14 protein-coding genes are annotated in these 11,697 nt (G+C 35.2%); 10 read left to right on the plus strand and 4 right to left on the minus strand.

What is annotated here, in order from left to right; translation table 11 throughout:
• Nucleotides 1-1,305, minus strand: coding sequence for a DUF2868 domain-containing protein (locus tag J3U63_RS00330; RefSeq protein ID WP_267370153.1), 1,305 nt, complete (start codon nt 1,303-1,305; stop codon nt 1-3).
• A gap of 81 nt (nt 1,306-1,386) precedes the next feature.
• Nucleotides 1,387-1,632, minus strand: coding sequence for a cell division protein ZapB (gene zapB, locus J3U63_RS00335; protein ID WP_267333031.1), 246 nt, complete (start codon nt 1,630-1,632; stop codon nt 1,387-1,389).
• A gap of 100 nt (nt 1,633-1,732) precedes the next feature.
• Here zapB and tpiA point away from each other — a divergent pair, with 100 nt between their 5' ends.
• Nucleotides 1,733-2,497, plus strand: a complete 765-nt coding sequence (gene tpiA / locus J3U63_RS00340; protein ID WP_065633400.1) for a triose-phosphate isomerase — start codon at nt 1,733-1,735, stop codon at nt 2,495-2,497.
• A gap of 48 nt (nt 2,498-2,545) precedes the next feature.
• Here tpiA and J3U63_RS00345 read toward each other — a convergent pair whose 3' ends face one another.
• On the minus strand, nt 2,546-2,773 hold the full coding sequence (locus J3U63_RS00345; RefSeq protein WP_267333032.1) for a helix-turn-helix domain-containing protein: 228 nt from the start codon (nt 2,771-2,773) through the stop codon (nt 2,546-2,548).
• Between the two features lie 152 nt (nt 2,774-2,925).
• Here J3U63_RS00345 and J3U63_RS00350 point away from each other — a divergent pair, with 152 nt between their 5' ends.
• The 9 genes from J3U63_RS00350 to J3U63_RS00390 all read left to right on the plus strand — a co-directional run bounded on the left by J3U63_RS00350 (nt 2,926) and on the right by J3U63_RS00390 (nt 10,760).
• Complete coding sequence (locus J3U63_RS00350; protein WP_267370155.1) at nt 2,926-3,615, plus strand: LexA family transcriptional regulator; 690 nt, start codon at nt 2,926-2,928, stop codon at nt 3,613-3,615.
• Between the two features lie 241 nt (nt 3,616-3,856).
• Nucleotides 3,857-4,975: a tRNA 2-thiouridine(34) synthase MnmA gene (gene mnmA / locus J3U63_RS00355; protein ID WP_267333034.1), complete on the plus strand. Its 1,119-nt coding sequence runs from the start codon at nt 3,857-3,859 to the stop codon at nt 4,973-4,975.
• A gap of 1 nt (nt 4,976) precedes the next feature.
• Nucleotides 4,977-5,624 carry a high frequency lysogenization protein HflD gene (gene hflD, locus J3U63_RS00360; protein WP_267333035.1) on the plus strand — a complete coding sequence of 216 codons (648 nt, stop codon included), beginning with the start codon at nt 4,977-4,979 and terminating at the stop codon, nt 5,622-5,624.
• A gap of 46 nt (nt 5,625-5,670) precedes the next feature.
• Entirely contained in the window at nt 5,671-7,038 is a 1,368-nt protein-coding gene (gene purB, locus J3U63_RS00365; protein ID WP_267333036.1) for an adenylosuccinate lyase, read from the plus strand.
• Between the two features lie 109 nt (nt 7,039-7,147).
• Nucleotides 7,148-8,068, plus strand: coding sequence for a hydroxymethylbilane synthase (gene hemC / locus J3U63_RS00370; RefSeq protein WP_267343871.1), 921 nt, complete (start codon nt 7,148-7,150; stop codon nt 8,066-8,068).
• On the plus strand, nt 8,065-8,835 hold the full coding sequence (locus J3U63_RS00375; protein WP_267370156.1) for a uroporphyrinogen-III synthase: 771 nt from the start codon (nt 8,065-8,067) through the stop codon (nt 8,833-8,835). Before hemC ends, J3U63_RS00375 begins: the two co-directional genes overlap by 4 nt.
• A 305-nt stretch (nt 8,836-9,140) precedes the next feature.
• Nucleotides 9,141-9,374: a hypothetical protein gene (locus J3U63_RS00380; RefSeq protein WP_267370158.1), complete on the plus strand. Its 234-nt coding sequence runs from the start codon at nt 9,141-9,143 to the stop codon at nt 9,372-9,374.
• A 370-nt stretch (nt 9,375-9,744) separates the two neighbouring features.
• The gene (locus J3U63_RS00385; RefSeq protein ID WP_267333041.1) at nt 9,745-10,440 is read left to right on the plus strand and encodes an AzlC family ABC transporter permease; all 696 of its coding nucleotides are present in this window, start codon (nt 9,745-9,747) and stop codon (nt 10,438-10,440) included.
• Nucleotides 10,437-10,760, plus strand: a complete 324-nt coding sequence (locus J3U63_RS00390) for an AzlD domain-containing protein (RefSeq protein WP_267333042.1) — start codon at nt 10,437-10,439, stop codon at nt 10,758-10,760. The genes J3U63_RS00385 and J3U63_RS00390 overlap by 4 nt, the downstream gene beginning before the upstream one ends.
• 34 nt (nt 10,761-10,794) lie before the next feature.
• Here the strand turns inward: J3U63_RS00390 and J3U63_RS00395 are convergent, their stop codons facing one another.
• Nucleotides 10,795-11,694 (minus strand): heme biosynthesis HemY N-terminal domain-containing protein, encoded by a 900-nt coding sequence (locus J3U63_RS00395; protein WP_267333043.1) that lies wholly within the window; start codon nt 11,692-11,694, stop codon nt 10,795-10,797.
• Nucleotides 11,695-11,697: the final 3 nt, after the last annotated feature.

The raw sequence follows: 11,697 nt of genomic DNA on the forward strand, positions 1-11,697 counted from the left end.
TCAAAACTCCTCACTTAACCAAGTGGGTGTTGCTAATTGTAGCGATAAAGCTTGCCAGTTTTTCATTTGCTTACCGTTATTGATAAACCAAAGGCGATTTTGCTGTGATTTATTCATAAGCTGATTAATTAAATTTAACATACCTCTATCTGGTGCTCTATCGGTATCAATAGCGATCAATAACTTTTTAGCTGGCGTTAATTGCAAATAATCTAGAATGTTACGCCGCTGTTCTCGCGTATTTAAAAAGCCTAAAAACGTAACCGAATTTGGTGGAGTCCAGCTTTCCGTGATATCAATTGCAACTAAAAAAGCGCCCTTTGCATTTTCAACATAGTGATAAGGTGAATAATTTATGGAACGCTCCCCATGCTTATCTTCATCTTCTATATTCACTGAAATAGGTTGTAACTCGTTAGTTAAAACCTGAAAATGTGGATGTTTGGTGTCCAATTTCACTTTTCGACTGCAAATCAACCAATTTATAGCACAAACTATCATGCATAAAAATCGAATAGCTACACCATAAACAATAAATACACCTAATAACCAAACAGCCCAAGCAAAACGGGCATCGCCAGAATTTAATGCGTGCTCACTCGCTCGAATAACATCATCATTAGGGATGGTAAAACCAATTAAAGCAGGTATCGAACCTAAATAATGCGTTAAATCAATAATAGTACCAGAGCTTAATAAAGTTGTTTTCCATTCAAAGCGATAATGTTCAGTTGAAAACAGTACAACTAATACCACCAGCGCACTCGTTAATATAAAAGTCCAAAAAAGATTGAGTATAAAACCAATTAGCCAGCGAATTTGACTACCAAATAGTTCAACAAAAGCGGGAATAAGTTGTTGGACAGTCTTTTTTTGTGAAAATTTTTTAGTTAACCATAACCAACAGTAAACCAATATACTGCCACCCCAATTTGAAAAAAAGAAAAAAGACATTAACCAAACGATTAAAGTGACTAAATGTACCCCTAATAGACTAAACAAAGCCCAATATAAATTAATCGGATCTTGGCTTAAGGCACTTAACGCTAATGAAGCGCCAAGCATAATAGAAAGAAAAATTAATATAATGAAAGAGAGATTTGCTGCCCGTAATAACGTCTGTTGGGCTGAAAATAATCCATTTTTTTTAGACAGCATTAAGGCACGCATCACAATGCGATTAATAGATGAAGTTTGAGCGGCTCTTACTTGTCGATTAATGTCTTGATCCGCAAAACGCCCAGATTCTTGTTCAATTAAATGAATAGTTTGAGCAATCCATAATGATTTTAACTCTTCACGCATTGTGTATAATTTTCGCCATCACTTTAATGAATAACAAAAACAAACGCGACATATGCCGCGTTAACAAACAGATATAACAACTTATTGTGTAATTTCACCAATTTTACTTAATAAAGTTTGAATACGTTGTTGCCATATTTGTTGATCTTGTTTAAGTTTTTCGTTTTCGTCTCGCAATGCTTTCATTTCGTCAGAACTATCATTAATTAATTGTTCTAGCTCTTGATTACCTTGTTTTAACGTTGCAATTTCTTGTTGCAAAGTAGTGATTGTATTAACAGTGTGTTGAATTCTATTTTCTAATTGGTTCAAAATTTCTAATGACATATTTTTCCTCAAGCTCAAAATATTTGGTGTATAATGCAAACCATTATAGCGAATTCATTCTAAAATCAACACTATTTTAAACTTTAAGTTGGAGAAAATTATGCGTAAACCACTAGTCATGGGGAATTGGAAACTCAATGGTAGCATTGATATGGCTAAAAACTTAGTAGAAGGACTTCGAAATGAGCTATCTACTGATATTGAATGCAGTATCGCTATAGCACCACCTGTTGTCTATCTTGATTTTGTTAAACATCAGTTAGGCGGTTCAAATATCATTTTAGGTGCACAAGACGTAGACGTGAATCTTTCAGGGGCATTTACGGGCGAAGTATCAGCTAACATGTTAAAAGAAATTGGTGTAACACATGTTATTATTGGGCACTCTGAACGACGCACTTATCATAAAGAATCAGATGAATATATTGCTAAAAAATTCGGCGTGTTAAAAGATGCAGGACTTGTGCCGGTACTTTGTATTGGTGAAACAGAATCTGAAAACGAAGCAGGACAAACACAAGCGGTTTGTGCTCGTCAAATTGACGCGGTTATCAAAGCATTAGGAGTACAAGCATTCAATGGTGCAGTTATTGCCTACGAACCGGTTTGGGCAATTGGTACAGGTAAATCAGCTACCCCTGCGCAAGCCCAAGCTGTACATAAATTTATTCGTGAACATATCGCTAAGCAAGATGTTAATGTTGCTGAGCAAGTTATCATCCAATACGGTGGTTCAGTAAATGATAAAAATGCAGCAGAGCTATTTACTCAGCCAGATATTGATGGTGCATTAGTCGGTGGTGCATCACTAAAAGCCGATGCTTTTGCAGCGATTGTTAAAGCAGCAGAACAAGCTAAAAAATAATTTAATGACGCCTGTAAGGGCGTCTTTTTTTATAGAATTTTATTTAAACTATTTTTTTCCAGTTGGGGCATAGCGAGAAGGCCAAATAGTTTCAACCGGAACCTGCAAATATTCAGAAATAATTCTTTCGTATTTAGGACAATGACGATATAGCGCATTTCTTAAAGTATCAGCTTGTAATCCGCTTGCTCTTGATAAAGCTCTTAAATTTCCACCTCTAATTTTAATTTCGCCCACGACTCTTGATGGTGACCAGTCTTGATCTTGTTCTCTCATTATGAGATCCTCTATTGGTTAATTTTTTTGCTATTGTAATGATTATCGGTATTACAACGCTGAATAGATATGAATTTACCGGCAGAGAATAACATATAAAAAAACGAAACAAAACTACAAAAACAAAAAAAACACATGAAATGGAATAGAAAATGAACAAAAAGAACTTTAAAACACTTAATGAGCAAGAAAAAACGTCGATTTTAATAAGCACAGGGGTGATAAATTTCAAAAATCGATTAACATTAGTCTTAGAAGGACTATCGGGTAATGCTTTTGCTAAAAAAGTAGGTATGTCTGAAGCTGTAATTCGAGATTATCTATCTGGTAAAACTTATCCTTCACTTAATCGCTTGGCCATCATTGCACATAAGTGTGAAGTTCCAATAGAATGGTTAGCAACAGGAAAAGGCGAATGTAGATTGTTAAGTGAATCACAAAATCGAGGATCAATACATATACCTTTCCACAATCTAAATAAAACGAGTAATTCTTTAGCCGACATTCAATCTATTCCCTTCGAAACGAGCTTACTTAAACATCAAGATTGTCATAATGATGATTTAACTGCGGTATGGGCTAAAGGCGATAGTATGGAACCTACAATCGCAAACCACGACATTCTTATCATTAATAAAGCATATTGCAAACCTATTGATGGTTATTTGTATGCAGTACAGTATGATGATCAAATCAGTATAAAACGAATTCAAAATCAAGGTTCTAATTTAGCCTTATTATGTGACAATTCGAAATATCCAACTATTATGGTTAATAAAAATTCACCACTCGATTTTGAAATTATTGGTCATGTTGTTTATCTTCTGAAAAAACTAAATTAACTATCATAAATAAAGTCACTTGTTCATGCATGAATAAGTGACTAAAAAAAAGACAAATTCGTTTTTTTCCGTGCAAATATCGAGCAAAAATCGCGTTTAAAAATGTTCAAAATATTGCGTAGGCCCAATTATTGCAAAAAGCTTTGCAGAATTAACCAAATTGATACAGGTATAGCTTTATGCTTTTTTATCCAAATATGATAGAATTGTCCTAAATTTTTAGTCTAATTATTTTGTTATTATGCCAAATTTAAATACATCCAAAAAAGTTGTTGTCGGCATGTCTGGCGGCGTTGACTCTTCTGTTTCAGCATATTTATTACAGCAACAAGGTTATCAAGTTGTTGGATTATTTATGAAGAACTGGGAAGAAGACGATACCGAAGAATATTGTTCTGCATCCGTTGATTTAGCTGATGCTCAGGCCGTATGTGATAAATTGAATATTAAATTGCACACAATCAATTTTGCGGCTGAATATTGGGACAATGTATTTGAACATTTTTTATCCGAATATAAAGCAGGTCGAACACCTAATCCGGATATTTTATGTAATAAAGAAATCAAATTTAAAGCATTTTTGGAATATGCAGCCGAAGATCTTGGTGCAGATTTTATTGCAACAGGGCATTATGTACGCAAACGTGAGCACAACGGCAAGGTCGAATTATTACGGGGCATCGACAACAACAAAGACCAGAGTTATTTTCTTTACACACTAAGCGAAGCACAAATTCGTCAAAGCCTTTTCCCTGTTGGTGAACTTGAAAAACCTAAAGTTCGTGAAATAGCGAAACAATTAGGTTTAGCCACTGCTGCCAAAAAAGACTCAACAGGAATCTGTTTTATTGGCGAACGTAAATTTACTGAATTTCTTGCGCGCTATTTACCGGCTAAATCCGGTCCTATCAGAACCGTGGATGGCAAAGTCATTGGTCAACATCAAGGTTTGATGTATCACACATTAGGACAACGTAAAGGACTTGGCATTGGTGGTTTAAAACAAGCCGATGATACGCCTTGGTATGTTGTTGATAAAGATCTAATCAATAATGAATTAATTGTAGCGCAAGGACACGATCATCCTGCCCTCTTTTCAAATGGATTAATTGCCAGTCAATTGCATTGGGTAGATAGGCAAGTCGTCACTGAGCCATTTAATTGCACGGTAAAAACTCGCTACCGTCAAGAAGATATTATTTGCCGTGTAAATCCTTTATCTGAGGATAAAATTGAAGTGATCTTTGCTCATCCTGTTGCCGCCGTAACGCCAGGACAATCCGCTGTTTTTTATCAAGGTGAAGTTTGCCTTGGGGGTGGTATTATAGAAGAGAGAATTATGGGCAATAAGGAGTTTTAAAATGAATAATAAATATCATCATATTGCTATAGCCCTTGCCGGTGTTGCACAAAGTGCGATATTAATTCCTCAACTGGCCAATACAGGGGTATGCAGTAACGCGCTTTATGAACGATCAATAAAAAGCGTGTTTGAAACTTCGCCCAGAACAACAGCAGATGTTTATGATGGACTTGAAAACATAAAAACGGGATTACAAACACTTATCCAATTGCTCTCTTCAGGACAAAAAGAGCAGATCGAAATTATTCGTTATCTTTTTGGCACATTAAATATTACCAGCAAATTAATAAAAAATAATGATGCTTTAGATAAGATCGATCAGCGACTTAAACGCATTGCGAGTCTTTACCCCGATACAAATATTGATACCATTAATAACAATATTGAAGATTTATCATACTCATTAGCGGGGATCTACTCCGATATTATTAGTCCTTTAGCGACCAAAATAAAAGTTATAGGCAAACCAGAATTTTTACAAAACTCACTAGTGCAAGCTAAAGTAAGAACATCGCTACTGGGTTGTGTTCGTTCTGCAATGTTATGGTATCAAGTTGGAGGTGGTCGATTACAGTTTTTATTTTGTCGAAAACGAATCAATAATGCGGCACAACAATTATTACAAGATATCAATACAACAATTTAATTTATATTTTTATATGATACTTAAATAGAGTCACGGAGTTGAACCGATGGAATTATCTGCACTTACAGCCCTTTCACCTATTGATGGTCGTTATGGTGATAAAACAATAGAATTACGTACCATTTTTAGCGAATTTGGTTTATTAAAATACCGCGTTGAAGTTGAAGTTCGTTGGTTACAAAAATTAGCTTCACAAGAAAATATTCCTGAAATTCCAGCACTAAGTCAGTCAGCCACTCATCATTTAAACCAAATTGTTGAACAATTTAATCAAGACGACGCATTACGCATTAAAGCGATCGAAAAAACAACCAATCACGATGTAAAAGCCGTTGAATATTTTCTAAAAGAGAAAGTCAGTACGAATGAAGAACTCCATGCTATTAATGAGTTTATTCACTTTGCTTGCACTTCTGAAGATATTAATAATTTATCTTATGCTTTGATGCTAAAAACAGCAAAAGAGACTGTTTTACTACCTTATTGGCAACAAGTAATTGATAAAATTACGTTGCAAGCAAAAGAGTATTGCAACTTACCTTTACTAGCTAGAACCCATGGACAACCCGCTACACCCACAACTATTGGCAAAGAGTTTGCCAATGTTGCCTATCGATTAAAACGCCAATTTAATCAGCTTCAATCCGTTGAAATATTAGGAAAAATAAATGGGGCTACCGGTAACTATAATGCGCATATGGTTGCTTACCCGCATGTTGATTGGCACAATTTAAGCGAAGCGTTTGTTAGTTCATTAGGCCTAAAATGGAATCCTTACACAACTCAAATTGAACCACACGACTATATCGCTGAATTTTTTGATTGTGTTGCCCGTTTTAATACTATCCTGATCGATTTCGATCGCGATGTTTGGGGCTATATTGCTTTAAATCACTTCAAACAAAAAACGGTAACAGGCGAAATCGGATCGTCAACCATGCCACATAAAGTCAATCCTATTGATTTTGAAAATTCAGAAGGTAATTTAGGTCTTGCCAATGCCATTATGAATCATCTAGGCAGTAAATTGCCGGTTTCTCGTTGGCAACGCGATCTAACCGATTCGACTGTATTACGAAACTTAGGCGTTGGGATTGGCTACGCGATTATTGCTTACCAATCAACCTTAAAAGGCCTAAATAAGTTAGAAGTAAACCAAGCATACTTGCTTGACGAACTTGACCGTAATTGGGAAGTATTAGCTGAACCAATCCAAACAGTGATGCGCCGTTATGGTATAGAAAAACCATACGAAAAATTGAAAGAATTAACACGTGGCAAACGAGTTGATGCAGAGGGCATGAAACAGTTTATTGAATCCTTAGATTTACCTGAAGAGGAAAAAACTCGATTAAAACAGCTAACACCAGCTAATTATATTGGTTATGCGGTGAATTTTGTAGATAAGCTCTAATCATTGAAAAACGGTCTGAATAGTAACAGTATTTTGCTATTCAGACTAAACTATGAGCTCATTTAAACTAAAAAAACAACTACACTTAGCTATACAATAGGAAAATCAATTGAAGATTCGCATTGCAACTCGAAGAAGCCCTTTAGCATTATGGCAAGCTAATTTTGTTAAACAAAATCTACTCTTGGCACATAAGAATTTAACTGTCGAGCTTATACCGATGATGACTCAAGGTGATATCATACTTGATAGTCCACTTGCCAAAATTGGCGGTAAAGGTCTTTTTGTTAAACAGCTTGAACAAGCTATATTAACTAACCAAGCTGATATTGCGGTTCATTCAATAAAAGATATTCCTGCACAATTTCCTGAAGGTTTAACCCTTGCGACAATTTGTCAACGAGACGATGTGCGCGATGCCTTTATTTCTAATCACTATTCCAATTTAGATGAACTACCTAATGGTGCAATTGTCGGTACATCAAGCTTACGCCGCCAATGCCAGCTACGAGCTAACTACCCCCATTTACAGATCAAAGATCTACGTGGAAATGTTGGAACCCGATTAGCAAAACTTGATAATCAGGAGTATGATGCAATCATCTTAGCTTCAGTAGGATTAAAGCGATTAGATTTACAAGATAGAATCAAGCAATATATCGATATCAACTCAATTTTACCCGCCGTTGGTCAAGGTGCCATTGGTATTGAAACTCGAGCAAATGATAAACCATTATTAGACATTCTATCTGTACTTGATGATAAAAATAGCCGGATTTGCATTCAAGCTGAAAGAGCGATGAATAAAGCTTTGCAAGGGGGATGCCAAGTCCCTATCGCCTGCTATAGTCAATTAAATAATGATATATTATCCTTACAAGGTCTAGTTGGAAGTATTGATGGTTCGAAAATTATCAAAGCAACAGTAGAAGGTAGCATTAACGATCCTGAAAAATTAGGGCAAACACTAGCTGAACATTTACTAAAACAAGGTGCCAAATCTATATTACAGGAATTAAATGACGGATGATTTTTGTCACTAGACCCTCACCTGAGGGTGAACAACTAACCCAATTATTAAACCAAGCAAATCTACCTGCGAAGCATTTGCCATTTTTTAAAATTTTACCGGGTCGTGATCTGTTAAATTTACAAGAACAACTCACTAAACTCCGTCCTCATGACATGGTTATTGTAGTTTCACCACAAGTAAGCTATGTAATAAAGACTTATCTTTGCCGTTTAAACCTCCCCACTAACGTCCGTTATTTTGCAATTGGTAAAAAGTCAGCTGACCTTTTTAATCAAATGACAACAGTAAACGTTAATTACCCAGCCCAAGAAAACAGCGAAGGACTTTTAATCAGACTGCAGTCAGAAGTAATAGAAAATCATACTGTATTACTATTATGCGGTAATGTCGGCAGGCAACTATTAGCACAAGAACTCATTGGTCGAAACGCAAAAGTAATCCCAATTGAATGTTATTGCCGAGAACCAATAATCTATCCAACCGATATCTTATCTCACAACATTGCCGAACAAACTATCATTATTACCAGTTTGGAACACTTAAACCAACTTGAACTGTACAGCAATTTAGAGCATAAACAGCTGACCCATCTAATTGTAACAAGTCATAGAATTTTCACTGTTGCCAAGCAGCATCTATGGCAAAACGTATTATTAGTAAATGGCGCAAATAATCAAAATATACTCAATGCTGCCATGCAAAACTTTCCCAATTCAAACAAAAATGGTTCTAGTCACATAAGTTATCAACATGATGAAAAATAATAGGAAAAATGAGATAAAAACACCTATAAATTCTTTTAGCAGTACCACTCCTATTAACAAGTTGTGCCAATCGTTTTAAGTCGATTGTAAAAATGGCCTTGAGTAACAATAAAACCTATGCACACAGATAGAAACAATTAAATGTAATTATAAAAATCTTACTTCTGACCGAAATGGTAGTGGTGGTGCCCTTAACACGCCAGAAATTGATGACGAAGATGTGGGTAAAAAAAGGGGCGGCGGCTCAACTTGTGGCGCTGCTGTATTAAGAGCTAACTGGATCCCAGTATGACGATGAAGATTTATTGAGTCGTCTTGCCATATCTAAGATGGGGTCCTGCGCGTTAAACTTACCTGCCATGAATTTGGATTATGATGAAATAAATATCATTCAACAATATGATAAAAGTGATTCGACCGAAATTTCATTGCCTCAACCACCGCCATCAGCCCGCGATGATTTTGGTAAAGTCGCAAATATCACGGTACATTTTTTACCTTGTAACCAGATATTTATCACATATGTCACAACAGAATAAGGACGTAATCCGGTTCTTTGAAAACGGTTTGCCGAAAGCTGTGTACGCCGCACCCAAGTATTAAATCGACAGCGGATTACCGTAAAATAAGACTAAAATGGATGCAATTAAGGCTCAGTAGTTGAAGATACCACAATAAATTTTGCCACGTTATATCAAATAACAAGAGGCAAGGATCAAATTACCGATTAACACTGAAAAGAATTCATCGCTAATAAAATAAAAAATATATCAAGCTAACTAATTAGAAGTTTATGAAAATATAATTACTCACTAATCAATTGTTTTTGATATTATAAAAGCGATAAAACTTACCAATTGATTAGCTACATTTTTTAAATTATAAAATTTTAATGATTAAGAGAATACGATGGCATTAACATTTAATGACGGGGTTAAAGCATGTATACCAACATTACTTGGCTATGTTGGTATTGGCATTGCAGCTGGAGCTGTGGGTAAAGCAGCAAATTTATCCATTTTAGAAGTCACCTTATTGGCAGTAATGGTTTATGCGGGCGCTGCACAATTTATTATTACCGGTTTAATGATTGTTGCAACACCAATTTCAGCTATTATTTTTACAGTTTTTTTAGTTAATTCTCGCCATTTTTTAATGAGCATGGCAACTGCACCAACATTTAAAAAGTATTCTTTATTGAATAATATTGCAATAGGCAGCTTATTAACCGATGAAAGTTTTGCGGTCGCGATGAATGCAATTGCGAATAAAAATCCAATCAATTGTGCATGGATGCATGGCCTAAATTTAACCGCTTACTTAGCTTGGATTTTATCTTGTTTGATTGGAGCATTAATTGGCAAATGGTTACCCGATCCTGCCCAGTTTGGCTTAGATTATGCTTTAGTTGCTATGTTTATTGGTCTTTTATATTTACAACTTATAAGTGATAAAAATAAACGCATGAAAAATCGACTATTGGCAATGTTGACTGTAACTATCGTATTAATTTTTTTATTACGATTTTTATCCGCTGAATTGGCAATACTGGCCAGTACGTTTGCAGGATGTTTTATCGGCGTTGCCATGGAGCGTAAAGCATGAGTATTTATAGTTTACTGATTATATTAGGATCAGGGTTAGTGACTTGGTTACCTAGAATTATTCCATTCATATTAGTACGAAAATTACAATTACCTGACATTGTGACTCGTTTTTTATCCTATGTTCCTATATGTATATTAACTGCCTTATTTGTAGAAAATCTGTTTATTGTAAAACCTGGCGCGTTTCCTGAGTTTAATCTTGAATATTGCTTAGCGGCGATTCCAACGATTATTGTGGCACTATTGACTAAAAATCTAATGTTAATTGTGGTAACAGGCATGTGTGCGATGTCAGCAATACGGTTCTTTTTAACCTAATAAATTGAAAAAAGCAGGACAACTGTCCTGCTTATTATGTTCTCTCTTTATTTTCAAGCTTATTGATAGCATTTATAATCTTATTAGCTTCAGCTGTTTGTCCTACTTGATTAAGATAATTCGCCATTGCTTTTTGGTACGCCATATTATTTAGAATTGCTTTAGGTTGTGATTTCCACCATTTTATTAATGCTAATGGATCGCTATCAGCTGACAATTGCTTAATGCGACCAATATAAGCGGCTTGTTTAAATTGATCTAATTGAGATTCACTATAAGCCTTAACTTTGTACATAGCAGGCATTAAATCAATCACAGCTTGATAATCACCCATATCATAAAAGAGTTGATCGGCAAGTCTTAATACTTCTGGATGACGTGGTTTTTCATTCAATAGCTGCTCTATTGTTGTTCGCGCTGAAGCATATTCACGGTTTTTAATTTGTAAACGTATCTGTACCAGTTTGAAAGCAAATATCTCATTAGGTTGACAGTTTTGTGCAGCTTGTTCCAAAGATTGATTGGCTGAAACCAATTCATCATTATCGATTTGCGCTTGTGCAGCAAGCAAATAAGATAATGCCGAATTGTTCGATACTTTAGCTGATTTCATAAAAAACTTACTGGCTTGTTGATAATCGCCTTCAAGTAGTGAAATTTGTGCCATCTCAAGCCGTTTAACAACTTTTTTAGGTGATTTTGAACGTAACCATTCCCCTAAAATTGTTTTGGAATTAAAAATTTTCTTTAAAAACCAATAAACAATATATAAACAAAATAAAGCTAATAACTCAAGTATGACAAATGAATTAAATGACATACTGACTTTATAATTTGCAACTTCAAAAACAGCTGAACCTTGATGACCTTGTAATAGCGGTCCTAACAAAAAACCCGCCACCAACACTAAAAAAATAATCAATATTTTTAGCATTAT

The organism is Gilliamella sp. B2838, assembly GCF_026536185.1.
Classification (GTDB): Bacteria; Pseudomonadota; Gammaproteobacteria; order Enterobacterales; family Orbaceae; genus Gilliamella.